The sequence below is a fragment of the Dyella lutea genome, from assembly GCF_024158035.1.
Classification (GTDB): domain Bacteria; phylum Pseudomonadota; class Gammaproteobacteria; order Xanthomonadales; family Rhodanobacteraceae; genus Dyella_A; species Dyella_A lutea.
Genome location: NZ_JAMZEK010000005.1, coordinates 51,368 through 75,482, shown reverse-complemented (window position 1 = coordinate 75,482; position 24,115 = coordinate 51,368). Strand labels below are relative to the sequence as shown.

Here is a 24,115-nt window from a genome sequence, read left to right as displayed (position 1 = left end):
GTCGCACTGGAAACGAAAGGCCCCGGTCACCGCGCGGGCGACCGGGGCCGGGACAGGCAACGCAAGGCGCTCAGCCCCGTCGTTCGCCCTGGGCGGCGCGGATCTGCGCATCCACCGCGGCCACGGCGGTCATGTTGACCACGCGGCGGGCGGTGGAGGCCGGGGTGAGGATGTGCGCGGCCTTGTCCACGCCCATCAGGATCGGGCCGATCGCCACGCCGTCGGTCATCACCCGCACCATGTTGTAGACGATGTTGGCCGCGTCGAGATTGGGCAGCACGAACAGGTTGGCGCGGCCGGTCAGCGTGGTATGCGGGAACATCCGCCGGCGCAGCACCTCGTCCCACGCGGTGTCGGCCTGCATCTCGCCGTCCATCTCCAGCTTCGGATAGCGCTCCTTGAGGATCTGGTAGACCTTGCGCATCTTCGCCGCGCTGGCGTTCTCGTGGCTGCCGTAGTTGGAATGCGACAACAGCGCCACCTTCGGCTCGATGCCGAACAGCTTCAGGCGGTAGCTGGCCTGCAGCGTGGCCTCGGCGATCTGCTCGGCGGTCGGGTCGCACTGCACGTGGGTGTCGACGAAGAACCAGGCGCCGCGGTCGTTGATTACCGCCGACATCGCCGAGGTGCACTGCACGCCCGGGTCCAGCCCGAACACGCTGCGCAAGTAGCCGAGCTTCTTGTGGTAACGCCCGACCAGGCCGCAGATCATCGCGTCGGCCTCGCCGCGCTCGACCATCATCGCGGCGATCAGGGTGTGCCGCGAACGCATCAGGTTCTTCGCTGCCGCCGGGGTCACGCCACGACGCTCGGTCAGCGTGTGGTACTGCTGCCAGTAGTCGTTGAAGCGCGGGTCGTCATGAATGTTGGTGAGCTCGAAATCCACCCCCTGACGCAGGCGCAGGCCCAGGCGCTGGATGCGCGCCTCGATCACGTCCGGGCGGCCGATCAGGATCGGGTGGGCCAGCTTCTCGTCGACCACGGTCTGCACGGCGCGCAGCACCACTTCTTCCTCGCCCTCGGCGTAGGCCACACGCTTGCGGTCGGCGCGGGCGCGCTCGTACACCGGCTTCATGATCAGGCTGGTGCGGTAAATGAACTGGCCGAGCTTCTCGCGGTAGGCGTCCATGTCGTCGATCGGCCGGGTGGCCACGCCCGAGTCCATCGCCGCCTGCGCCACCGCCGGCGCCAGCATCACCAGCAGGCGCGGATCGAACGGGCGCGGGATGAGGTACTCCGGGCCGAACGAGGGGATGTCCTCGCCGTAGGCGGCGCCGAGATCGGCCGCCTCCTCGCGCGCCAGCTGCGCGATGGCCCGCACGCAGGCCAGCTTCATCGCCTCGTTGATGCCGGTGGCGCCCACGTCCAGCGCGCCGCGGAAGATGTACGGGAAGCACAGCGCGTTGTTGACCTGGTTCGGGTAGTCCGAGCGGCCGGTGGCGACGATGCAGTCCGGGCGCACCGACTTGGCGTCGGCCGGCGAGATCTCCGGGTTCGGGTTGGCCAGCGCCAGGATCACCGGCTTGTCGGCCATCGTGGCGACCATCTCCGGCTTCAGGATGCCGCCGGCCGAGAGGCCCAGGAACACGTCGGCACCGGCGACGATGTCGGCCAGCGTGCGCTTGTCGGTGTCGCGGGCATAACGCGCCTTGTCCGGATCAAGGTGGTCGCGGCCGGTGTAGAGCACGCCCTCGCGGTCGTAGGCGAGGATGTTCTCGGGCTTGAGACCCAGCGCCACGAGCATGTCCAGGCAGGCGATGCCGGCCGCACCGGCGCCGGCGGTGGCCAGCTTCACCTCCCCGATCTGCTTGCCGACCACTTCCAGCGCGTTGAGCACCGCGGCGCCGACGATGATCGCGGTGCCGTGCTGGTCGTCGTGGAACACCGGGATCTTCATCCGCTCGCGCAGCTTGCGCTCGACGATGAAGCATTCCGGCGCCTTGATGTCCTCGAGGTTGATGCCGCCGAAGGTCGGCTCCATCGCCGCGATGATCTCGACCAGCTTGTCCGGGTCGCGCTCGTTGAGCTCGATGTCGAACACGTCGATGCCGGCGAACTTCTGGAACAGCACGCCCTTGCCTTCCATCACCGGCTTGCCGGCCAGCGGACCGATGTCGCCCAGGCCCAGCACCGCGGTGCCGTTGGTGATCACCGCCACCAGGTTGCCGCGCGCGGTCAGCTCACTGGCCGCGTTCGGGTTCTCCACGATGGCCTCGCAGGCGTAGGCCACGCCGGGCGAGTAGGCCAGCGCCAGGTCACGCTGGGTAACCATCGGCTTGGTCGCGCTGACCTTGATTTTGCCGGGCGGGCACAGCCGGTGGTATTCGAGCGCGGCGTGCTTGAGTTCCTCGGGGGGATTGGCCATGTGAGCGGGTCGGTTTTCCGGGGGACGAAGAGGCGCGCATGGTAGCACCGCGTTCCTTGCCGCCCGCTGTGCGGCGCCGCACCGGGACGGCGGGTCACAGGCCCAGCGACAGCTCCTCGGCCTGCACCCGGCCCATGTGGATGCGGTTGACGAACAGCGAGAACGCCAGCTTGCCGGCGAGGCCGTGTACGTGCTGCATCCACGGCGGCAGCCAGCGCGGCGCGACGATTGCGCCGGAGGTGAAATGCGGTTCGAGCGCGATCACGTCGTGCAGCGCCAGCTTGCCGGCGAACAGGTGGCGCAGCAGGTCCATCCGGCGCTGCTTCAGCGCCCAGCGGAAGAACGTGTGCACGGCCAGCAGGCCGGACAGGTACACGTTGTCCTTGGCGAACACCGCGCCACCGGTCGGCGGCACGCCGCGGAACACCCGCTGGGCCGAGTGGAAACTGTCAGCCACCGACTGGCCACGCTCCAGGAAGAAGCGATAGACCTCGACGAAATCCGCCCCGTGCAGGGCCATGTCGATCGCCAGGATGCGCAGGCTGATGCGTTTCAGCCGCGAGATGTCGATGGCGCCGGACATCAGCTCGGCGAACACGGCCAGGCCCTCCTGGGTGGCCGTGACCCGCGGCGATGTGCGCGCCAGCGAAGCCAGCAACGGTTGCGCACGGCCGTTCAGGGCAGTCAGCGAGTGGACATAGGCCTCATGTGCCAGCAACTGGTGACGGTCGTAATCGGTAAACGTGGTACCGCCCCGCAGCCGGATGCGGGTCGCCCCGGCCGCCGCCTTGGCGGTGAGCTCCGGATCCACCTCCACCGCGATCACGCCCGCGCCGAAGAAGCCATCCAGGGTCTGCGCGAGGTCGCCGCGCAGCTGTTCCGCCGCGATGGTCCCGGCAACCTCGTCGGCCAGCAGATCGGCACCCAGTTCGTCGGCCAGGTCGACGAAGTAGCGAGCGGCGTCGAGGTTGCTCTTGCTGCTGCCCGGAATCAGGTCACCCGGATGGCCATACAGGACGATCGAGGGCGCGGTGACGCCTGCCGTGCCTGCCGCCTCGAGCATTTCGGCGGCGATCCGCCACGACTCGGCGGTGCGGCAGAGGTAGTCGCCCAGCGGATCCTCATGTCCCGCCTCACGCTCGATCGCCACCAGCTCCGCACGGGCGGCCGAGAGGTCTGGTGGTACATAGCGCACCTCCGGCAAGGCCAGCCGACCGACCGCGTAGTCGCCGATCATGCGGTCCTCGAGCGACGCCGGCCAGGCGACCGTGGGCAGGATGCGGATCGGCCGCACCGCGGCCAGCAGACGCTGGTCGAGCGCGGCATAGCGCGCCAGCCCGGGCGGAACCTCCGCAGGCGGCAGGTTCATGGCGAGCGCTGCCGCAGGTCGTCGATGCGGCGGATCAGGTCCATCGCCACCGGATTCGGCCTGAAGCTGCGGAAGAGGCCGCGCGGCCCGGCCGGAATGAAGCTCACCGAGTCGCCCAGTCGCGTATTCGGCTGACGCAGCATCAGGGTGACCCGCGGCGGGTTGACCATGGTGGTCGCATTCACGTTCATCACCTGCGCCAGCGGGATGCGGGTGCGCTCGCCGCGCTGGACGACCACGACCTGGTCACCGTCCAGCCAGACCTCGTCGACCAGGTCGAACACCAGCTTGCGCATGAGCACGTAGCCGAAGCCCATCATGACCAGCGGGACGATCATCATGACCCGCGGCGGGGCCTTGCCGGGACCGCCGGGCTGCAGCCAGGCGATCGCCAGGAACACGGCCAGCAGACCGAACCAGAGCAGCGGGAAGGCCCGCTTGTACCAGACGGTGCCGGCGGAGGAGAGTCGCTGCATGAAGGCGCGCCGCCGACGCCCGCTCAGTCGCGCTCGCGCTGGCCGCGGTGGCCATGCGGGCGGTCGATCGGCCGGCCGCCGCGCTGGCGGCGCAGGCGCGCCTCGAGCGTGGCGGCCTGGTCTTCGCGTTCGTCGCGCAGCTTCAGGTAGTTGCGCCAGCGTTCGGCGGACAGCCCGCCGTTGTCCAATGCCTCCTGCACCGCGCACCCCGGCTCGCTGCCGTGGCCGCAGTCGGCAAAGCGGCACAGCTCGGCCAGCTCGTCGATATCGGAAAACAGGTCCAGGTTCTCGTCGCCGGTGAGCTTGAGCTCGCGCATGCCCGGCGTGTCGATCAGGCAGCCGCCGGTCGGCAGCTGCAGCAAGGCGCGATGGGTGGTGGTGTGGCGTCCCCGACTGTCGTGGGCGCGCACGGCGCTGGTCGCCATGCGGTCCACGCCCAGCAGGGTGTTGGTGAGGGTGGACTTGCCCGCTCCGGAAGAGCCGACCAGCACCGCGCTGTCGCCCGGCCGCAGATACTCCGCCAGCACGGCGATGCTGGCCGGGTCCTTGCCGTTGATGGCGTGCACCGGCACCTCGCCGGGCAGGCGGCCACGCAGCTCGGCGACTCGATCAGCCGCATCCTCGGTCTGATCGAGCTTGCTCAGCAGCACCACCGGACGGGCACCGGAGTCCTCGATCAGCGACAGGTAGCGCTCGATTCTCGATGGATTGAAGTCGCCGTCCAGGCCGGTGAGCACCAGCACGTAGTCGATATTGGTGGCAATCACCTGACGCTCGTAGCGCTCGCCAGCGGCCGCGCGCGAGAGCACGGTGCGCCGCGCCAGCACTTTCTGGATGTGCGGCGGGGCCCCCGGCTCGAACTCGACGAAATCACCCACCGCCGGGCGCTCGGCGGGATCCAGTCCGCGTTTGAGGAAATGGCCGGCCGGCTGGGCACCGAACAGGTGCTCGCCATCGTGCAGCTCGTAGCCGGCACGGTGCTGGGCCACCACGCGGGCCAGCCGCAATCCACCGGAGGGGAGGGATTCGCCGCGCCAGCCGATACGGCGCAGTCGGTCGATTAGGGTGGCTTCGCTCATGGGGCCCGATTATGCCCGGCCCCCGATCGGGCCGATATCCGACTCTTGGCCGGCCCACACGGGCCGCCCGGTCGCTGTTAGCATGCCCGCACTGCCGGCCGCAAGCGCCGGTGCAGCAAAGCACAGGAACCTACGTCGTTGGCCCCGATCAAACCCAGCCCGCATCTTTCCAACGTGCGCTACGAGATCCGTGGCGCGCTGACCCGCCGCGCCCGCGAGATGGAGGCCGAAGGCCTGCCGATCATCAAGCTCAACATCGGCAACCCGGCCCGCTATGGCTTCCAGACGCCGCCCCACTTGCGTGAAGCCATCGCCGCCAAGCTCACCGAGAGCGAAGCCTATGGTCACGAGCAGGGCCTGGAGGAAGCCCGAGCTGCCATTGCGGACCTGCAGCGCGCCCGTGGCGCACGCGGCGTGGACATGGACCGCGTGTTCATCGGCAACGGCGTCAGCGAGCTGATCGACATCAGCCTGCGCGCTCTGCTGCAGCCGGGTGACGAGGTACTGCTGCCGAGCCCCGACTACCCGCTGTGGAGCGCCGCGACGATCCTCAACGGCGGCCGCCCACGCTATTACCGCTGCCTGCCGGAGAACGGCCACCAGCCCGACCCGGCGGAGATCGAAAGCCTGATCACCCCGCGCACCCGCGCACTGGTGCTGATCAACCCGAACAATCCCACCGGTGCGGTGTACCCGCGCGCACTGCTCGAGCAGATCGTCGCCATCGCCGCACGGCACCGACTGCTGCTGCTGTGCGACGAGATCTACGACGAGATTCTCTACGACGGCGCCGTGTTCCAGCCGCTGGCGGAAGTGGCCGGCGACGTGCCGTGCGTGAGCTTCGGCGGCCTGTCCAAGGTGCATCGCGCCTGCGGCTATCGCGTCGGCTGGATGAGCCTTTCCGGCGAGCCTGCGCGCACCGCGGAGTACCGCGACGCGCTGCAGTTGCTGGCTGCGCTGCGGCTGTGCGCCAACGCCACTGCCCAATGGGCGGTGGTTCCGGCACTGCAGGGCGCGCCGACCATCCACGCGCTGACCGCGCCGGGCGGACGACTGCACGAAGCGCGCCGCGCCGTGATCGAGGGCGTGGCAGCCAGCGACTACCTGGAACTGGCCGCACCCGAAGGTGCGCTCTACGCGTTCCCCGGCGTGCGTGCCGACCGCCTGCCGGTGTTCGACGATGGCGCGTTCGCGCTGCGCCTGCTGGAGCAGGAATCGGTGCTGGTGGTGCCAGGCGCGAGCTTCAACGTGCCGGCCAGCCGGCAGTTCCGCCTCACCCTGCTGCCGCAGCCGGCCGAACTGCGCGAGGTGTTCGTGCGGATCGAGCGCGTGCTTGCCGCGATGGCCGCCGAACAGCCGGCCCGCGCATCCGCCGTCGCCTGACGGTGGCCTCGCGACTCCTCGCCCTGGGCGACTCCTACACCATCGGCGAGGGCGTGCCGGAGGCCGGCCGCTGGCCGGTGCAGCTGGTCGCCCATCTCGCCACCGTCGGGATCCCGGTGGAGGCACCGCACATCGTCGCCGTAACAGGTTGGACCACGGATGAGCTGGCCGCCGGGATGGACGCCGCCGCACTGGCGCCGGGCTGGGACCTGGTGACCCTGCTGGTCGGCGTGAACAACCAGTACCGCGGTCGCGGCGAGGACGAGTACCGGCGGGAGTTCGCCAGCCTGCTCGCGCGCGCGGTGGCGCTGGCGGACGGACAGGCGGGCCGCGTGGTGGTGGTGTCGATCCCGGACTGGGGCGTGACGCGTTTCGCGCGCGAGTCGGCACGCGACCGCGCGGCGGTCGGTGCGGCGCTGGACCGGTTCAACGCCATCGCGCGCGCCGAGGCCGACACGGCAGGCGCGGCGTTCGTCGACATCACCGACCTCACGCGGGCCCACCCGGACGAGCTCGCCGACGATGGCCTGCACCCGGATGCGCGGCAGTACGCTCGCTGGATTTCGCGCATCGCTCCGGCGGCCCGCGCCGCGCTGGCCGCCTGACGCCGCAACCGCGCTGCAACCTCGCCGCCATCGCGCGGTGATCCGCGCGACGAATACTGGCGCCCCGGGCAACCACCGGGAACCGCCGCCATGGCCACACTCCGCTGCCGCAGCGCCTTTATCTCCGACGTGCACCTGGGCACGCCCGACTGCAAGGCGCGCTACCTGCTCGACTTCCTCCGCCAGCTCCGCTGCGACAGGCTCTACCTGGTCGGCGACATCATCGACCTCGAGGCACTGGGCAAGCGCATGTGGTGGCATGCCGACCACGGCGCGGTGATCGCCGAGATCCTCGACCTGGCCCGGCGCGGCGTCGAGGTGACCTACATCCCCGGCAACCACGATGCCGCCCTGCGCGGCTTGGCCGGCCAGGACTTCGGCGGCGTGCACATTGCGCTGGAGGCCGTGCACGAGGGCGCCGACGGCCGCCGCTACCGGGTCAGCCACGGCGACGAGTACGACCCCGAGCACGTCGGCCGCAGCTGGATGCTGCACCTGGGCGAGGCGATGCACCGTTTCATCTGCTGGAGCAATCGCCGGGTGAATGCATGGCGCCGGCGCATGGACATGCCCTACCTGCCACTGTCGATCATCGTGAAATCGCACGTCGGCAAGGCGCTGGCCTATATCCGCGCCTACGAGGAGCGCGTGGCGACGGACGCCCGCGAACGTGGTTTCGACGGACACATCTGCGGCCACATCCACTTCGGCCAAGTGCGCGAGATGGACGGCCTGCTCTATCTCAACGACGGCGACTGGGTCGAGCATTGCACGGCGCTGGTGGAGGACCACACCGGCGCCATGGAGCTGATCCACTGGAGCGAGCAGCCCACTGCGCTGGGCCGCGCCAGCCGCGAGCTGGTGCTGCCCTCGCCCGACGCGGCGCTGGCGCTGGCCCCGCTGGCGCGACGCCAGCGCAGCCTGGACGAACTCCGGCCCGCGGCGTGATCAGTTACGCATCAATTGGCCCGCGACCCGCGCGGCCAGCCGGCGCGGCATGAAGCGCGTGCCCTGCGCCATCAGCGCGTTGGACCAGCCAGCGATCACTCCGGTGCGCCCCCGCAGCATTGCCGCCACGCCCTGCCGCGCCACCGTCGGCGCCTGCATGCGGGTCACCCGCTGATACAGCGTGGGCCGCTGTCCGGAGACGGCAAAAAACCGGGTCGCGGTGACCCCCGGCGACAGCACGGTGCAGCGCACGCCGCTGCCGCGCAGCTCGGCATCGATCGCGTAACTGAATTCCAGTACGTAGCTTTTCGCCGCCGCGTAGGCGGCGTAGTAGGGCGTGGGCTGGAACGCCCCGGTGGAGGCGACCTGCAGCACGCGTCCGAATCCGCGCCCGCGCATACCAGGCAGCACCAGCCGGGTGAGGTGGGTCAGGGCCACCACGTCGACCTCCAGCATGCCCTCCAGCTTCGGCCACGGGGTCTGGGCGAACTCGCCGAACACGCCGAAACCGGCATTGTTGACCAGTACATCGATCGCAACGCCTTCGGCCGCCAGGCCTGCAATCAACGTCTCGCGCGCCGCGGGGTCGGTCAGGTCGGCCGGCCTGACGTGGACGGTGTGACCGGACGCGCGCAGCTCCTGTGCGAGCGCCTGCATCGGCGCCTCGCTGCGGGCGACCAGGATCAGGTCGGCGCCCCGTCGGGCCAGCTCGCGGGCGAACTCGATGCCGAGCCCGCTGGAGGCGCCGGTGACCAGGGCCGTTCGGCCCTGCAAGGGGGAAATGCTCATGGCGTAGGCTCCTTCGCGGCCTCGAGGCCGCGGATCAGAGCGCCCAGCAAGGCGCGCAATTCGTTGGGAAAGTCGATCAGCAGGCCCGCCAGCATCGCGTCGCCACGCAAGGCCTGATGCAACTCGGGCGCCGGCGCCGCCATCTGCGCCAGACCGGGCACCACGGCCTGCAGCCACAGCAGCAGGCGCACCCCGCAGCCCGGGGGCAGCTCGAGGGCGGCTTCCAGCCCGGCGCCGCTGGCAGCCAGGCGCCCGGCGAGCGATCGCTTGAAGGCCACCACCTCGGCCACCGGTACGTTCGCCTCCAGCACGACGTGCAGCAGGGCCGCCAGGCGCAGGAACATCGGCCGCCCGGAAAGCTCGGCGGCGACCCAGGCGGCCCAGGCTTCGGCACTCGCAGGCCCCTCGCGCAGACAGGTATCGAGGGCGTCGAACCAGGCGGCGTAGTGCTCGGCCAGCAGCGCCAGGAACAGCGCCTCGCGTGTGGGGAAATACAGGTAGGTGGTGCCCTTGGCGACGTCCGCTGCGGCCGCCACCGCGCTCATCGTGATCGTCTCGTACGGCTGGCGCTCGAGCAGCCGCAGCGCGGCGGTAAGCAGGTCGCGCCGACGGCGCTCCTTCGTCGGCTCGTCCACGGCACGACGCCCCCGCCCCAGCGGACATGTCTTTTTAATGACCATGGGTCATTTATAAATGACCCATGGTCATTTTTCAAGCGCGACTTGCCCCCTGGCCCGCGCGCTACCATGTAGCGCTACCTCACCTTCCCAAACCGGAAACGCGCTCATGTCCCTCGATCCCGCCACCCGCGAACGCATCCAGTCCCTGCTCAGCGAGCACCGCGTGGTGTTGTTCATGAAGGGCACCCGCCAGCAGCCGATGTGCGGCTTCTCGGCCGCTGCCACCAATACGCTGAACGAGCTGCTGGAGGACTACCACACGGTCAACGTGCTGGAAGATCCGGCGATCCGCGAGGGCATCAAGATCTACGGCGAGTGGCCCACCATCCCGCAGCTCTATGTCGAGGGTGAGCTGGTCGGCGGCTCGGACATCATCCGCCAGATGTACACCAGCGGTGAGCTGCACAGCCTGTTCGGCGCGGTGCAGCCGGACCGCACGCCGCCGGAGATCGCCATCACCGACAAGGCCGCCGAGATGATCCGCCAGGGCACTGCCGATGCGCAGGGCGTGGTGATCCACCTGGAGATCGGCCCGGACTTCAGCGCCGGGTTCCAGCTGGCTCCGGCCGGCGACTTCGACATCGTGGCCGAGTCCAATGGACTGCGTATCCACTTCGACCCGGCCAGCGCACAGCGCGCCAAGGGCATCGTGATCGACTGGGTATCCACCGTGCAGGGCGAGGGCCTGAGCCTGAAGTTCCCCGGCGCGCAGCAGGTGCACGACATGAGCGTGCAGGAGCTGCGCCAGCGGCTGGCCGATGGCGGCCTCGTCCTGGTGGACGTGCGCCCGGCGGCGGCACGCGCCATGCTGCCCTCGCTGCCGGAAGCGCGCATCCTGGAAGACGAGGGCTACGACGCGTTTGCCGCGCTGCCCAAGGACACGCCGATCGCCTTCGTCTGCCAGCGGGGCATCTCCAGCCGGGGGGTCGCCGAGCGCTTCGCCTCGCACGGCTTCAGCCAGATCTTCAACGTGGAAGGCGGCATGGAAGCCTGCAGCCGCTGACCCACTCGTGTCCTGGTACCGCCGGGACACTCCGGCCCTCCGGATCCGACGGGCCGTCGCCCCACAGCGACGGCCCGTCATGTATCGGCCGCGCGCTTTTTTCAGGCGCTCGCCGGCGGCAATTCGCAGCGGGTGTTGAAGTCGCCGATCGCGGCGACCAGGTCGGTCACGGCGGCCCGCTCGACCTCGGTCAGGTCCGGGTTCCAGCTGTCCAGGATAAGCACCACCCGGGTCGCATCGCTGTGGTTCCACGCTTCGTGCTCGAAGGTATCGTCGAAGGTGACGCAGCTTCCCTCGCGCCAGTGGTGCTCCTGGCCACCCACGCGCAACGCGCACTCCCCGGGAACGATCAGCGGAAGGTGGGTGACCAGGCGTGTGTTGGTCACCCCCGTGTGCGGCAGGATGTGGGTGCCTGGACGCAGCACCGAGAACAGCGCCTCGGGCGCGTGGTCGCGGATGCGTACCAGCGGGGCGGCATCGAGCGCCGCCATGGTGCGTGGACAGGCCCGCGCGTGATCGTCGTAGCGCTGGCCGTGGCGGTGGAAGAAATATGCATCCCAGGCCGGCGCCTCGGCGCCCGAACCGCGCAGCATCTTGGCGGCCTGTTCCGGGCTGTCCACGCCCAGGAACGAGTCCAGCGGCTGTTCGCCGGCCAGCACCGCGAGCAGCTCCTCGCGGATCGCGAAGGTCGCCGCCTCCAATGCCTCGTGCCAGGGAAAACGGTGGCGGGGGTAGTAGGGCTGGCTCGGGATGTCCGGAAAGTACAGGAACAGCGGCCGCTGACGCGGATCGATCGCGGGCATCGGCTCGAGTCCGACATGGATCGCCAGCGCACGCTCGACGCGGCGCAGCTCATCCGCACCATATTGCTGACGCAATGGCTCCAGCGCCTGATCGAACAGGCGGCGCCGACCGGCGTTGGCATAGCCCATCGCGTACCTCACCGTATCGCGCAACCCGGGCGCAGTGTTCGCATCGCTCAGCCAGCGCCCCTGCTCCTGCGCGGTACGCACGGCGATGAAGTAGGCCAGCAGCGCGTCATCGGCCTGACCCAGCTGTTCAAGGGCAATACCGAGCTGCAGGCGCGCGACGAACAGGCGCGGGGCCAGCGTGAGCGCACGCTGCAGGCTGACCGCCGCCGCCTCGAAATCACCTGCTGCCAGGTGTGCACTGCCGATCTGGTGGGCGACGCCCGCGTGCTCCGGATGGGCGCGCTCGGCGCGGCTGAGCATCATCATCGCAACCGGCGCATTGCGGCGGGCCATCTCGCGGTTGGCCACGAACATCAGCGCCTCGGCGTCGTCCGGCGCCTGCTCCAGCAACTGCCGGTAGGCTGTCTCGGCGGCGGCCATCTCGCCGCGCTGCAGGTGGCCGCGCGCCTGCTCGTGCAGCGGAGCGGAACCGGGCTGGGGTTGCGTACTCATCGATCGTGATACTCCGGATAGCGGCCCTGCCGCACTCCGCCGCGGACGCGGCGGCTTGCCATCGCCGGGCATAATAGCTGCCTCGGGCAGTGCGTCGCCCGCTCGATGGAAAAGCGACCTACGATGTCATCGTTCCAGCCCGGGCTCGATCCGGCCCAGTCCCAATTGCTCTCGCGCATCGGCCAGGCGCTGGATGCCGGCCGCATCGACGACGCCGAGCAACTGCTGCCCACCTTGCTGAAGAGCCACGCCGACCATCCCGAAGTGCGGCGGATGCAGGCCGGCCTGCTCGGCATGCAGGGGCGACACCAGGACGCCATCGCACTCATGCGCGAGGTGGTTCGCCGGCACCCCGGGCACGCTCCCGGCCTCAATACCCTCGCTACCCTGCTCGGCCAGGCAGGCGATTTCGACGCCGCGATCGAAATGCTCCAGGCGGTCTGTCGACTGCAACCGAACATGGCGCTGGCCTGGTACAACCTGGGCGTGATGCTCACCCGCAGCGTGCGCAACGAAGAAGCCGCGGACGCGCTGCAACAGGCAATCCGGATCGACCCGCACTCGGTCGACGCCCGCGCCCTGCTCGCCGACCTGCTGCGCATGCACGGACAGTCGCAGGAAGCCGCCGACAGCTATCGCCAGGTGCTGGCCGAGCGTCCCTGGGCGGGCATGGCCTGGTGGGGCCTGGCGGACCTCAAGACGGTGCAGATGGCCGAATCCGACATCCGCGACCTGCGGCAGGCGCTGCGCTCGCCCCGAGCCAGCGACGACGATCGCATCGCCATGGGTTTCGCGTTGGCCCGCGCGCTCGACGATCACGGTCGCTACGCCGAATCGCTGCAGACGCTCGAGCAGGCCAACGCGATCGCGCGGCACCGCCAGCGCTGGAACGCGGTCGGCTATTCCCAGGCGGTCGATGCACTGGCGGGCTTCTTCGCTCCACCGCCGGGCGGTGCCTCCGATCCGCGACTGGGCGAAGAAGTGATCTTCATCGTCGGCCTGCCACGCTCCGGCTCGACCCTGGCCGAACAGATCCTCGCCTCGCACCCCCTGGTCGAGGGCTCCGGCGAGCTGCCGGACCTGCCGCAGGTGCTGGCGGAAGAGTCGCGGCGACGCGGGCTGCCGTTTCCACGCTGGGTACCGCAGATGAAGCCCGCCGACTGGCAGCGGCTCGGCGAACGTTACCTGGAGCGGACCCGGCACTGGCGCCGCCAGCGACCGCGCTTCACCGACAAGCTGCCGAGCAACTGGATCTATGGCGATGCGATCCGGGCCATGCTGCCGGGCGCGCGCATCGTCGGCTGCCTGCGCGATCCGCTGGAGACCTGTTTCTCCTGCTATCGGCAGAAGCTGGACAACAACGAGTACACGCGCAGCTTCGAAGACCTGGCCAGCTTCTGGCGCGACTGCGACCGGCACCTGCACCGCCTTGCCCGGACCTATCCCGACAAGATCTACCTGCACGACTACGAGGCACTGCTAGAGGATCCCGAGCCACGCATCCGCGCCCTGCTCGAACACTGCGGACTGCCGTTCGATCCGGCCTGCCTCGCATTCCACGAAAACACCCGGCAGGTCCGCTCGCCCAGTGCGATGCAGGTGCGCCAGCCGCTGCGCCGCGATACCCGGCACAGCACTCGTTACGGGGCCTTGCTCGATCCGCTGCGCCTCGCCCTCGGCCTGCCGAGCTGGCAGGACGAGGCGTCCACCCGGGCTCCGGGATGAACCACCGGCCCACGCCGGCGGACGTGTGGCTGGAGCGGGCGCAACAGCGCCTGCTGGCCGGAGATGCAAGCCGCGCGCACACCCTGCTCGTGCAGGCACTTGCCGAGCACCCCGACTCCGGCGCGCTGCAATTCGCGCTCGCCGGCCTGCAGCGCCAGGCGGGCGACGCCGTGGCGGCGGATGCGCAACTGGAAGACTTGCTGTCGCGCGAGCCGGATCACCTGGCCGCGGCGCTCCAACTGGCCCGATCGCTGCGCGGCCAGGGACGCCTGCTCGCTGCAGGCGCGCTGCTGCGCAGAGCCTTCGCCCACGCCCCCGCAGAGGTGGAACGTCGGATCGACGCGATCGAACTGCTCGACGACGGCGGCCGGCAGCAGGACGCGATGGCGCTCTGCGAACAGGCGTTCGCCGCAGGGCTGGACGATCCCCGGCTGCACGTGCACGCCGCTGCGCTGGCGGCCCAGTTGGGCCGTTTCGAAGTGGCCCGTGAGCACTACGAGACGGTGCTCGCACGCAGCCGGCATGCGGCTGACTGGCACGTGCCGCTCGGCCTGTCGTCGCTGCAGCGCTATCGGTCCACCGATCATCCCGACTTCGCCCGCTTCCAGCACTGGCTGGAGCGCGACGACCTCGCACCTTACCCGCGGAGCAGCCTGCTCTTCGCGCTCGGCAAGGCATTCGACGACGTTGGCGAAATCGAGCGCGCGGCAGACCTGCTGCGCGAGGCCAACGCGATCATGCATAGCCAGTTGCGCTGGCAGCGCAAGGCGTGGCGGCGAGGCGTGGAGATGCGACTGGGCCGGGGCCCACTGCCCGATCCCGCACTCGCGCCCCCGGCATGGACGCCGGTGTTCATCGTCGGCATGCCGCGCGCGGGCAGCACACTGCTCGCCGAGCGGCTGGCGCGGCACCCGCAGGTACGCCATCGCGGCGAGCTGCCCTGGCTACCGGTGCTCGCATCGCGCGTCGGCGCGGCGAGTGGCGATGCGGGCATGGTCGCCGCGATGCGCGACGCCGCGGGTAGCTATGCCCGACAGCTGCTGCAGGACGACACGCCAGTGGGCTGGTATGTCGACAAGCAGCCGCACAACTTCCTGCACGTTGACCTGATCCTCGCGCTCTTTCCGAATGCGCGGATCATCCACTGTCGACGCGAGGCGCGCGACAACGCGCTGTCGCTCTGGATGCAGAGCTTCCACCCCGGCAGCCAGGATTTCGCCTACGACCTCGGCGATATCGCCACGGTGATGCGCGACGCCCGACGGATGATGGCCCACTGGCAGGCGCGCTATCCGCACGCGGTGCGCACGGTGGACTACGAGGCACTGGTGACCGAGCCGGACGCGTGCGTCGGATCGCTCGCCCGCTGGCTGGGCCTGCCCGAGGCCACGCCGCACACCAGCGCGGACACCGCGGCACTGAGCACCGCCAGCCTGTGGCAGGCACGCCAGCCGGTCTACCGCAGCTCGGTGGAGCGCTGGCGGCGCTACGCGCCGGTCATGCCGGAGCTGGAGCGCCTGCGCGCGGACTGAACCGGATTCAGTCCAGGTCCACCGGATAACCCCAGTGCCGGAGCATCGGCTCCAGCACGGGCAGCGCCGGCGCCAGCGCCTCCCGGTAGCGACGCCAGCGATCCAGGCCCTTGCGGTTCACCGGCTGGGTCACCTGTGCATAACTCGGCGTGGCGATGAAGCCCTTGTCGCGTGCGCGTTGATCGAAGCGCAGCAGCGGCGTGGCGTCTTCCAGCCCGAGAAAGTCGGCAATGCGCCGCGTCTGGGTTTCCGGATCGGCCACCAGATCCTCGTACCGCGAGACGAACACGTCCGGCTCGAACACGTCCACATCGTGCAGCCAGCACCGCATCGCGGTGACGTAGGCCTCGGCCAGCTTCTCCAGCGACGCACAGGCCGCGGCCAACGGCGCGGCGCGAAAGTTCTGCATGTAGTTGCTGATCAGCACGTCGCAGGGATGGCGCAACGCAAGGATGATCTTCGCGTTGGGGAACATCCGGTGAATCAGCGGCAGGCACAGCATGTTCAGCGGATTCTTGTCGACCAGCCGGGCGTCCCAGCGACGCTGGATCTTGGTGCAGACCAGGCTGACATAGCCTTTGCGCAGCTCGTCGCAGATGTGTTGATCGAGCTTGTCCAGATCACGCGGCACCTGGATGCCATAGTCGGAAAGCTGGTCGGCGAGGATGGTGAAGAACGGTCGCTCATCCATCGACTGCAGGGCCGGGTGCGCATCCAGCATCTGCTCGAGCAGGGTGGTACCCGAGCGCGGGAAGCCCACGATGAAGACCGGCGAGTGGGCGGCATCGGGAGCCTGGAGTTCCGGCCAGCGCCGATACTCCTCGACGTTGATGTGCCCCTCGGCGGCGGGAAAGATCGGGGCGCCCGGGGCAAAGCGCTGGGGCACTGCCATGCGCAACTCGTCCAGCTGCCGGGCGTGCGCCTCTTGCAGTGCGGCGACCGCGGCCGGGTAGTCGCGCTGTTTGTCGCAGACTTCGGCGAGCACGAAGAAGTGGCCGTAGTCGTCGTCCGCCCGTGGACCGGCGCGCTCGAGCAGGGACCGTGCCTCATCGGGAGAACCACGACGCAGGCACAGCTTGGCGCGAAGGCGCAGGGTCTCCAGTTGCATGTCGCCGTCCAGCTGAGCGTACTCGCTCTCTATCGCGGCAAGCATCGCGTCGGACGCATCCAGGTCGTTGATGCGCTCGTACACCGCGGCCAGAAGCATCCGCGTGGGCAGGTGTCCGGGCATCAGCTCCAGCAGCTCTTCCAGCAACACGCGGGCGATGTTCGCCTCGCCCAGCACCAGGTGCAGATCGGCGAGTTCGAACTGCAGGTCGTTGTCCAGATCCTTCCATTCGCGCCAGGGGCGCAGCAGGTCCTCGATCCGCGAATCACGGCACACGGCACATGCGCGCGCGGCATGGATGCGCGCGGAGAGGGACATCGGATCGAGCACGTGGGCGCGCAGCAACGTGTCGCGCGCAGCCACGAATTCGCGGCGATGCAATTGCAGCAGGCCGAAATTCAGCAGCTGCTCGACGTTGTCCGGATCGAGTTGCAGGGCTCGTCGATAGGCGGCCTCGGCCTCCTGTTCGCGCCCCGCGCTGCGTAGCGCGGTCGCGTAGTTGCCCCAGTGCACTCCGCTGTCGGGATGGCTCTCGGCCAGCGCCGCGTACAGCGGTACCGCCTCGGCAAGACGGGCCTGCTGCTGCAGGCTGATCGCCAGGAACAGGGTCAGGTCAGGATCGCCGGGACGAGCGGCCAGGGCTTCGCGGGACAGTCGCTCCGCAAGCTCCGGCCGGCCGGTCTGCAGGGCGCTGAGAATATCGTTGATCACGGGAAACGCTTTTCAAAAAAGGAAAGGCCGCGCGGGTTGCCCCGCGCGGCCCTCCAGCTTCAGCTACTCAATGCGTTCCAGTCAATCAGAACGTCACGGTCACGCGAGCCCAGTAGTAGCGGCCCTGCAGATCGAAATCGCTCGGATCGGTGTTGGCGTTGAGGGTGTTGTTCGCGTACAGGAACGGCGGCTTCTTGTCGAACGCGTTGTTGATGCCGAGGTCGACGCGGGTGTTGAGCGGCTCGAAGTTGTAGCCGACCTGCACGTCGTTGTAGACCGTGGCGCCGTACTTGAACTCGTAGCCCGCGATGCCCTGAACCGGGTTGGTGTCCTGCGACGGGCTCTTCGAGCCGTTGCGGAACGCGCCGATGTAGCGCATGCGCCAGGAGGCGCTCCAGTTGTCCAGGTTCCAGTTCACGAAGGTGTTGCCGCGCCAGCGCGGGAACAGGCACACGCCACCGCCGCTCGGGCAGGTCGAGGCCGCACCCGAACCGAACGGCTGGAAGTGACCAGCGTCGTGGTAGACGGTGTTCGCCGAGGTACCCGGTGCGGTCTGCTGGTCGTAACGCGACAGGTAGGTCGCATCCAGGCCCACCACGAAGGTGCCGAAGGAGAACTGCGGCAGCTTGTAGCGGCCCGAAATGTCCACACCGCCCACGTCGGTACGGCCGAGGTTGCCGGTCGGCTCGACGATCTGCGCGATCTGACCAGCGTTGGAACTGCCGGCCCCGTTACGAGTGATCAGCGGGCAGTACTGGGTCGCACCGTTGTAGCAGAGGTCGAGCACGGTCTGGGCGCCGATCGCCGAGATCGTATCGTTCAGGTAGACCTTCCAGATGTCGGCACTGAACGACAGGCCCGGCACGTAGCTCGGCGAGTACACGAAGCCCCAGTCGAACGACTTGCCGCGCTCCGGACCCAGCGGGAAGTTCGCGTACTGCGAACCGGAGATCACACCCTTGATCTGCTGGCCGAGGGCCACGTCGCGATTGACGAAGCTGCCGTCGGTCGGCACGCCCACGCAGGCCGGGTTGCCGGCGGTGGTGGTGTGGTCGCAGGGATCGCTGGCGAGCTTCGGCGCATCGCTGATCGGCGAGTTGTACACGTCGCCGATGGTCGGCGCACGGAACACCTTGGAGACCGTGCCACGCAGCAGCAGGTCGGAGATCGGGCGGTATTCCACCGCGAACTTGGTGTTGTTGGTGCTGCCGAAGGTGCTGTACTTGGAGTAGCGGTCACCGATGGTGACGTTCAGCGCCTGCACGCCCGGCAGGTCGCTCAGCACCGGGATGAACGCCTCGGCGTAGCCTTCCTTGACGTTGTAGCCACCACGCAGCGGCGACGAGCACTGGCTGCCCAGGGTGCAGTTGCCGGTGGCCGGGTCGATCAGCAGCAGCGGATCGATCTCCGAGCGGGTGTACTCCTTGCGGTAGGACACGCCCGCCGCCAGCTGGACCGTGCCGGCCGGCAGTTCGAACAGGCCGCCGTTGACGTCGGCCGAGTAGGTGCGCTCGATCGAGAACTGATTGCTGATCGCCGGGACGGCGGCGGCCTGCAGGGCGGCGACCGAGTTCGGATCGAACAGGTTGAACGGGTTGAACGGGGTGCAGCCGTTGGCGCCGGAGTCGCAGACCACCTTGCCGGTGGCCGGATCCAGGTGCGACGGACCCAGGTCGGCGTTCAGCATGGTCTGGTTCGGCAGGCCGCGGGTGATGGTCTGGCGCGAGAAGTGGCCGTAACCCATACCCACGTCCCAGTTCCAGTCGTGGTCAAGGAAGGTGAAGTCGCCCTTGAAGCCGGTGTGGATCTGGTCGGTGCTGGTGCCGTAGTTGGCCGAGCGGTTGCCGGCCGCGACCAGGCGTGCGCGGTAGTCATTGCCGGCCGGGGAGAAATCGACACCGAACGGGTTGTAGTACGAATCCTTCGAGATCACCGCGCCGTACGAAACACCGAGAAGCGCCGGAGCCAGCTGGAAGCCCGAGCTGGTCTTGTTGTGGTAGCCGTCGAAGTAGGCCTGGACGTGGTCACCCAGGTTGTAGGTGCCCTTCAGGAACATGCTGGTGCGTTCCTGCGGGGTCTGGATCAGGTTGACCGTCGCGTAGTTGTACTTGTCGGCATTGGTGAAGCAGTGGTAATCCGTCGCCGGGTTCTGGCCGCTGGCGCCCGGGTTCAGCGCAACGTTCGTGCAGCCGTACTGGGCCTGCAGGCCGGCCGGCAGCTGGATGTTGCCGTAGGCCGGGTAGCTGGAGCCGCCGACGTAGCTGTAGACCGGGGTCTGGCTGCTGCCGTACACCGACACCGAGTTCTTCGAGAAGTCGCGGTTCTTCGCGAGCACCGCCTCGGTCTTGTTGTAGTCGATGCCGCCCATGATGCTGCCCTTGTCCGACGTCTGGCCGAACGTGAAGGTGTAACCCTTCGAGCGGCCGTCAGCATGGCCGGACTGGCCGTAGTTCACGGTGAACTGGGCACCCTGGTAGTCCTTCTTCAGGATGAAGTTGACCACGCCGCCGATCGCGTCGGAGCCGTACACCGAGGACGCGCCGTCGGTCAGCACTTCGATGCGCTCGATCATGTCGGCCGGGATCGAGTTCGGATCGCCGTTGATGATGCGCTTGCCGTCGATCAGGATCAGGGTGCGCTGGCTGCCCAGGCCGCGCAGGCCCACGCTGCTGCCGCCGGTGCCGCCGGCGTTGTTCACCTGCGGGTTGACGTTGCCGCCGGTCACCGCCGGGAGCTGCTGGACGATATCGCCCAGGGTCAGCTTGCCGGTGGCCTTGATCTGGGCCGCATCGATGGTGACCACCGGGTTGGAGGTCTCCAGGTCCACGCGACGGATGTGCGAACCGGTGACGGTGATGGTCTGAAGCGTGGTGGCGTCCTTCTGGTCCGCCGGCTTCTGGTTGGCATCCTGCGCAAACGCAGGCATGGCGACGCCGGCCGCAATCACGGCGCCGATGGTCAGGGCCGTCCGCACGGACGTGGCCAGTTTGTTCGTATTGATATTCACAACAACCCTCCCAAGAAAGGCAACACAAAAAAAAGGGGTTTTACGTGGGGATACATATGGTTGCGCAAGAACTTACAGTCTCCTTCTGAAGTTCGAGACTCCCCTTTATCACGTTTTTCTTACATCCGGTCAACGGTTGATTTGTGAATCCGGACGAGGCAGGAGGGGGAGCGACCCTGCCGAAAACCGCGCCAGAACGCCATTCTGGCGGCGTTTCAGGGCTCGATATCTTCCTCGAAGCGCAGGTGCTTCACGCTGCGCCCGTGCCGGCGCACCAGTTTCAGCGCCTCCACGCCGATGCGGATGTGCCGCTCGACGAACTGCCCGGTGACTTTCTGGTCGCTGGCTTCGGTCTTCACGCCCTCGGGGATCATCGGCTGATCGGACACCAGCAGCAGTGCGCCGCAGGGGATGCCGTTGGCGAATCCGGCCGCGAAGATCGTGGCAGTCTCCATGTCGATCGCCATGCAGCGGGTGCGCCGCAGGTAATCCTTGAAGCCGTCGTCGTGCTCCCAGACCCGGCGGTTGGTGGTGTAGACGGTGCCGGTCCAATAGTCGTAGCCGAGGTCGCGGATCATCGTCGACACGCCGCGCTGCAGCTGGAACGCCGGCAGGGCTGGCACCTCCGGCGGCAGATAGTCGTTCGAGGTGCCCTCGCCGCGGATCGCGGCGATCGGCAGCACCAGGTCGCCGATCTGGTTCTTCTTCTTCAGGCCACCGCACTTGCCCAGGAACAGCGCTGCCTTGGGCCCGATGGCACCGAGCAGGTCCATCACCGTGGCGGCGTTCGGGCTACCCATGCCGAAGTTGATCAGGGTGATGCCGTCGGCGGTGGCATTGGGCATGGGCCGGTCGCGGCCGCGTACCTCCACGCCGTGCCATTGTGCGAACAGGTCCACGTAGTGGCCGAAGTTGGTCAGCAGGATGTGCTGGCCGAACTCCTCCAGCGGCGTGCCGGTGTAGCGTGGCAACCAGTTGGAGACGATTTCTTGCTTGTTTTTCATGGGACCTCGGGAGGTCGGCACGGCCAGGACGGCTGCGCGTTACCGGCGACGCCACGCCGGCAAGATGCCAAGTGTCATGGCGCGGCATTCTAGGCGGGCGGCCACCGCGACCGCCAGTGAGGGGCCGCTCAAGACGCCCGGAGCTGAGCCGATATTCCGAAGACGAGGTTCCCACCGGGCGCATGGATGCGAGGTACGTCACGGTACCGGGGGCCGTGTTATGTTCGGCGCGCCTTCCGGGAGGGTTATCACGACTATGCGCATGGGTCTTGCAATCGACGCATCCTGCGACCTGCCGCAGGCGTTCATCAAAGAACATGACATCGCGGTAATGCCGATTGCCGTGCATGTCGACAAGGACACGTTCAAGGACGACCGCAACCCGGCGGAGATCCAGCGCTTCCTCGACCAGAAGATGGGTAGCCGGAGTCACTCCGCGTCGACCGAGCCCTGTTCGGTGGAAGACGTGCAGAAACTGTTCCTCGAGAAGCTGGTGCTGGAGAAGGACTGCGTGTTCTGCCTCACCATCACCGCCACGCGTAGCCCGATCAACGACCACGTCATCAAGGCCAGCTTCGCGGTGCTCAAGCACTACCGCGACGTGCGCGACCAGACCACCATGCCCGGCCCGTTCCTGATGCGGGTGATCGACACGCGCACGCTGTTCGCCGGTGCCGCCCCGGCGATCGTGGAGGCGACCCGCCTGTTCAAGAGCGGCGAAGCGCCGGCGGCGATCCGCGAACGACTGACCTACGTCGCCAACAATTCCTACGGCTACATGCTGCCGCGCGACCTCTATTACCTGCGCGCCCGCGCCAAGACCAAGGGTGACCGCAGCGTCGGCCTGTTCAGCGCGGTGATGGGTTCGGCGCTGGACATCAAGCCGCTGCTGCGCGGCTATCGCGGAGAGACCGCCCCGGTCGGCAAGGTGCGTGGCTTCGAACATGGCGCCGAGACGCTGTTCGACTATGTGAGCAAGCGGGTGCATGCCGGCCTGCTGGTACCGGTGGTCTGCATCAGCTACGGCGGCGACCTCGCCGACGTGCCGAAACTGCCCGGCTTCGAGGCGCTGAAGGCCGCCTGCGAGGAATGCAAGGTGGAACTGATGATCGCCCCGATGAGCATCACCGGCATGGTCAACGTCGGTGAGGGCGCCCTGACCGTCGGCTTTGCCGCGGAAGAGCACGTCGTCGAGTTCTGACCCGACACCGCCCGACCCAGACCCGCGCCTGCACGGCATTCGCCATGGTCCCCCGCCGCTCGCTGCTGATCCTGGTCGCCGCGCTGTTGCCGGCATCGGTCACGGCGGAGACCGCCTACAAGTGCACGACCCCCAACGGCCGGGTGAGCTACCAGGACGCACCGTGCCCTGCCCGGGCAAGGCAGCAGGCGATCACGCTCGCCGCCCCCGGACCGACCGCTCCGCCACCGCCCGATGCCGCGGTCCCGGTGCCGCCTCCGGTGGCCGCCGCGACGCCTGCCGCGGCACCGCCACCTGCCGCGCCCCTGCCCATGCTGTACCGCTGCCAGAAAGCGACGGACGGCACCATCTACACGAGCGCGAGTGGCCAGCCGGCAGCCTATGCCGTTCCGTTCGGAGTGCTCGGAGCGGCAAGCCAGCCGCTGGGGTCGGTCTACGGACTCGGCGGCGCGGGTGCCTCGGCGCCGGAGCTCAACAGGGGCAAGGTGACCGCGGGCCTGGTCGCCAACAACTACGTGTGGGTGCGCGATGCCTGCCGCCCCCTCGACGCCCGGGAAACCTGCGAGGCATTGCAGCAGCAGTACGAGGAGAACGAACACAAGCTCCACCAGGCCTTCGAAAGCGAGCAGGCGCCTTTCGTCAAGCGCGAGGCCGAACTCGAGGCACAACTGGCGAGTTGCAGCGGGCGCTGAGCGATTCCTGCGCAAGGTGATGCAAGTCGCTGCTGTGCGGGCCTTTGCCGACGCAGACACACAGGCTTGTCCACAGGCGATCCCCAGAAGCTGTGGAAAACGCCGACCGGCGCTGGTCAGAACATCGTCGATCCGCTGAAAAACCTTGTGTGACGGGGTGTTGCCGAGCCCGTCCACAAGCTTGTCCGGAAGCTATCCACAGCCGCTGTGGACAACCGCGGCCTCAGAAGCCGTAGCTGACGAAGCCCCCGTCCACCGCCAGCACCTGGCCGGTGATGTAGCTGGCGGCGGGCAGGCACAGGAAGGCGATCGCCGCGGCAACCTCCTCCGGTTCGCCGATGCGCCGCAGCGGCGTGTGATCGAGCACTTCCTCCAGGTAATCCGGATCGGCCAGCGGCCCGTCGGTGCGTTGGGTGCGGATGTACCACGGCGCAACCGCGTTCACGCGGATGCCGTCGGCGGCCCACTCGACCGCCAGGTTGCGCGTCAGCTGGTGCAACGCCGCCTTGGTCATGCCGTACGGCGATCCGGTGCGCACATGGGTCATCCCGGACACCGAGCCGACATTGACGATCGCCGCGTTGCCATGCTCGGCCAGATGCGGGTGCGCCAGCCGGCACATCTCGAAGGCGGAGAAGAGGTTCTGCTCGAAGATCGTTCGATAGTCGCCGGACGCATAATCCAGCGTGGGCTTCGACTGGTTGCCGCCCGCGTTGTTGACCATCAGCGACAACGGCACCTCCAGGTCGCGTACCCAGTCGAACACGGCCAGCCGGTCCTCCGACTCGGCCAGGTCGGCGGCGAAGGCGAGGACCTGGATGTCCGGGAAATCGTCGGCCAGGTCGAGCCGGACCTGCTCCAGGTAGTCCTCGTCGCGCGCGACCAGCAACAGGTCGGCCCCCAGACCGGCCAACTCCCGAGCCGTGGCATAGCCGATGCCCTTGCTGGCCCCGGTGACCAGCGCCGTGTGTCCGTGCAATTGCCAGGCGTCGATACGTGCGTTCATGGGGCGAG

19 protein-coding genes are annotated in these 24,115 nt (G+C 68.4%); 8 read left to right on the top strand and 11 right to left on the bottom strand.

What is annotated here, in order from left to right; genetic code table 11:
- Positions 1-70: 70 nt before the first annotated feature.
- The 4 genes from NC595_RS19095 to rsgA form a co-directional block, all read right to left on the bottom strand.
- Positions 71-2,365, bottom strand: coding sequence for an NADP-dependent malic enzyme (locus NC595_RS19095; protein ID WP_253568980.1), 2,295 nt, complete (start codon positions 2,363-2,365; stop codon positions 71-73).
- A gap of 94 nt (positions 2,366-2,459) precedes the next feature.
- Positions 2,460-3,734, bottom strand: coding sequence for a peptidase MATCAP family protein (locus tag NC595_RS19090; RefSeq protein WP_253568979.1), 1,275 nt, complete (start codon positions 3,732-3,734; stop codon positions 2,460-2,462).
- On the bottom strand, positions 3,731-4,210 hold the full coding sequence (locus tag NC595_RS19085; RefSeq protein WP_253568978.1) for a hypothetical protein: 480 nt from the start codon (positions 4,208-4,210) through the stop codon (positions 3,731-3,733). The genes NC595_RS19090 and NC595_RS19085 overlap by 4 nt, the downstream gene beginning before the upstream one ends.
- Positions 4,211-4,233: 23 nt before the next feature.
- A complete protein-coding gene (rsgA, locus tag NC595_RS19080; protein ID WP_253568977.1) occupies positions 4,234-5,289 on the bottom strand; it encodes a ribosome small subunit-dependent GTPase A in 1,056 nt (351 codons plus the stop codon).
- Positions 5,290-5,427: 138 nt separating this feature from the next.
- On the opposite strand from rsgA, the gene NC595_RS19075 reads away from it, so the two are divergent.
- The 3 genes from NC595_RS19075 (at position 5,428) to NC595_RS19065 (ending at position 8,225) form a co-directional block, all read left to right on the top strand.
- A complete protein-coding gene (locus tag NC595_RS19075) occupies positions 5,428-6,672 on the top strand; it encodes an aminotransferase class I/II-fold pyridoxal phosphate-dependent enzyme (protein WP_253568976.1) in 1,245 nt (414 codons plus the stop codon).
- A 2-nt stretch (positions 6,673-6,674) separates the two neighbouring features.
- Positions 6,675-7,277, top strand: a complete 603-nt coding sequence (locus NC595_RS19070; RefSeq protein WP_253568975.1) for an SGNH/GDSL hydrolase family protein — start codon at positions 6,675-6,677, stop codon at positions 7,275-7,277.
- Positions 7,278-7,367: 90 nt separating this feature from the next.
- On the top strand, positions 7,368-8,225 hold the full coding sequence (locus tag NC595_RS19065) for a UDP-2,3-diacylglucosamine diphosphatase (protein WP_253568974.1): 858 nt from the start codon (positions 7,368-7,370) through the stop codon (positions 8,223-8,225).
- Here the strand turns inward: NC595_RS19065 and NC595_RS19060 are convergent, their stop codons facing one another.
- Complete coding sequence (locus NC595_RS19060) at positions 8,226-9,014, bottom strand: SDR family NAD(P)-dependent oxidoreductase (RefSeq protein WP_253568973.1); 789 nt, start codon at positions 9,012-9,014, stop codon at positions 8,226-8,228.
- Positions 9,011-9,649, bottom strand: coding sequence for a TetR/AcrR family transcriptional regulator (locus NC595_RS19055; protein ID WP_253568972.1), 639 nt, complete (start codon positions 9,647-9,649; stop codon positions 9,011-9,013). Before NC595_RS19055 ends, NC595_RS19060 begins: the two co-directional genes overlap by 4 nt.
- Positions 9,650-9,800: 151 nt before the next feature.
- Between NC595_RS19055 and grxD the strand changes: the two genes are divergently transcribed.
- On the top strand, positions 9,801-10,697 hold the full coding sequence (gene grxD / locus NC595_RS19050; RefSeq protein ID WP_253568971.1) for a Grx4 family monothiol glutaredoxin: 897 nt from the start codon (positions 9,801-9,803) through the stop codon (positions 10,695-10,697).
- 101 nt (positions 10,698-10,798) lie between these two features.
- Here the strand turns inward: grxD and NC595_RS19045 are convergent, their stop codons facing one another.
- Positions 10,799-12,121 (bottom strand): aspartyl/asparaginyl beta-hydroxylase domain-containing protein, encoded by a 1,323-nt coding sequence (locus NC595_RS19045; RefSeq protein WP_253568970.1) that lies wholly within the window; start codon positions 12,119-12,121, stop codon positions 10,799-10,801.
- Between the two features lie 123 nt (positions 12,122-12,244).
- Here NC595_RS19045 and NC595_RS19040 point away from each other — a divergent pair, with 123 nt between their 5' ends.
- Together NC595_RS19040 and NC595_RS19035 are read left to right on the top strand one after the other, a co-directional pair.
- Entirely contained in the window at positions 12,245-13,846 is a 1,602-nt protein-coding gene (locus tag NC595_RS19040) for a tetratricopeptide repeat-containing sulfotransferase family protein (protein WP_253568969.1), read from the top strand.
- The gene (locus NC595_RS19035) at positions 13,843-15,378 is read left to right on the top strand and encodes a tetratricopeptide repeat-containing sulfotransferase family protein (protein WP_253568968.1); all 1,536 of its coding nucleotides are present in this window, start codon (positions 13,843-13,845) and stop codon (positions 15,376-15,378) included. Before NC595_RS19040 ends, NC595_RS19035 begins: the two co-directional genes overlap by 4 nt.
- 7 nt (positions 15,379-15,385) lie before the next feature.
- Here the strand turns inward: NC595_RS19035 and NC595_RS19030 are convergent, their stop codons facing one another.
- The 3 genes from NC595_RS19030 to NC595_RS19020 all read right to left on the bottom strand — a co-directional run bounded on the left by NC595_RS19030 (position 15,386) and on the right by NC595_RS19020 (position 21,208).
- Entirely contained in the window at positions 15,386-17,197 is a 1,812-nt protein-coding gene (locus tag NC595_RS19030; protein ID WP_253568967.1) for a tetratricopeptide repeat-containing sulfotransferase family protein, read from the bottom strand.
- Between the two features lie 85 nt (positions 17,198-17,282).
- Positions 17,283-20,204, bottom strand: coding sequence for a TonB-dependent receptor plug domain-containing protein (locus NC595_RS19025; protein ID WP_253568966.1), 2,922 nt, complete (start codon positions 20,202-20,204; stop codon positions 17,283-17,285).
- A 215-nt stretch (positions 20,205-20,419) separates the two neighbouring features.
- Complete coding sequence (locus tag NC595_RS19020) at positions 20,420-21,208, bottom strand: AMP nucleosidase (protein ID WP_253568965.1); 789 nt, start codon at positions 21,206-21,208, stop codon at positions 20,420-20,422.
- A 256-nt stretch (positions 21,209-21,464) separates the two neighbouring features.
- Here NC595_RS19020 and NC595_RS19015 point away from each other — a divergent pair, with 256 nt between their 5' ends.
- Together NC595_RS19015 and NC595_RS19010 are read left to right on the top strand one after the other, a co-directional pair.
- Positions 21,465-22,409 (top strand): DegV family protein, encoded by a 945-nt coding sequence (locus NC595_RS19015; RefSeq protein WP_253568964.1) that lies wholly within the window; start codon positions 21,465-21,467, stop codon positions 22,407-22,409.
- A 44-nt stretch (positions 22,410-22,453) separates the two neighbouring features.
- Complete coding sequence (locus tag NC595_RS19010; RefSeq protein WP_253568963.1) at positions 22,454-23,101, top strand: DUF4124 domain-containing protein; 648 nt, start codon at positions 22,454-22,456, stop codon at positions 23,099-23,101.
- Positions 23,102-23,324: 223 nt separating this feature from the next.
- Here the strand turns inward: NC595_RS19010 and NC595_RS19005 are convergent, their stop codons facing one another.
- Positions 23,325-24,107 carry an SDR family oxidoreductase gene (locus tag NC595_RS19005; RefSeq protein ID WP_253568962.1) on the bottom strand — a complete coding sequence of 261 codons (783 nt, stop codon included), beginning with the start codon at positions 24,105-24,107 and terminating at the stop codon, positions 23,325-23,327.
- Positions 24,108-24,115: the final 8 nt, after the last annotated feature.

Coding starts and splice junctions, on each gene's coding strand:
- NC595_RS19065 (WP_253568974.1), top strand. CDS start 7,368: ATGGCCACACTCCGCTGCCGCAGCGCCTTTATCTCCGACGTGCACCTG.
- NC595_RS19035 (WP_253568968.1), top strand. CDS start 13,843: ATGAACCACCGGCCCACGCCGGCGGACGTGTGGCTGGAGCGGGCGCAA.
- NC595_RS19020 (WP_253568965.1), bottom strand. CDS start 21,208: ATGAAAAACAAGCAAGAAATCGTCTCCAACTGGTTGCCACGCTACACC.
- NC595_RS19010 (WP_253568963.1), top strand. CDS start 22,454: ATGGTCCCCCGCCGCTCGCTGCTGATCCTGGTCGCCGCGCTGTTGCCG.
- NC595_RS19090 (WP_253568979.1), bottom strand. CDS start 3,734: ATGAACCTGCCGCCTGCGGAGGTTCCGCCCGGGCTGGCGCGCTATGCC.
- grxD (WP_253568971.1), top strand. CDS start 9,801: ATGTCCCTCGATCCCGCCACCCGCGAACGCATCCAGTCCCTGCTCAGC.
- NC595_RS19095 (WP_253568980.1), bottom strand. CDS start 2,365: ATGGCCAATCCCCCCGAGGAACTCAAGCACGCCGCGCTCGAATACCAC.
- NC595_RS19015 (WP_253568964.1), top strand. CDS start 21,465: ATGCGCATGGGTCTTGCAATCGACGCATCCTGCGACCTGCCGCAGGCG.
- NC595_RS19085 (WP_253568978.1), bottom strand. CDS start 4,210: ATGCAGCGACTCTCCTCCGCCGGCACCGTCTGGTACAAGCGGGCCTTC.
- NC595_RS19040 (WP_253568969.1), top strand. CDS start 12,245: ATGTCATCGTTCCAGCCCGGGCTCGATCCGGCCCAGTCCCAATTGCTC.
- NC595_RS19060 (WP_253568973.1), bottom strand. CDS start 9,014: ATGAGCATTTCCCCCTTGCAGGGCCGAACGGCCCTGGTCACCGGCGCC.
- NC595_RS19005 (WP_253568962.1), bottom strand. CDS start 24,107: ATGAACGCACGTATCGACGCCTGGCAATTGCACGGACACACGGCGCTG.
- rsgA (WP_253568977.1), bottom strand. CDS start 5,289: ATGAGCGAAGCCACCCTAATCGACCGACTGCGCCGTATCGGCTGGCGC.
- NC595_RS19045 (WP_253568970.1), bottom strand. CDS start 12,121: ATGAGTACGCAACCCCAGCCCGGTTCCGCTCCGCTGCACGAGCAGGCG.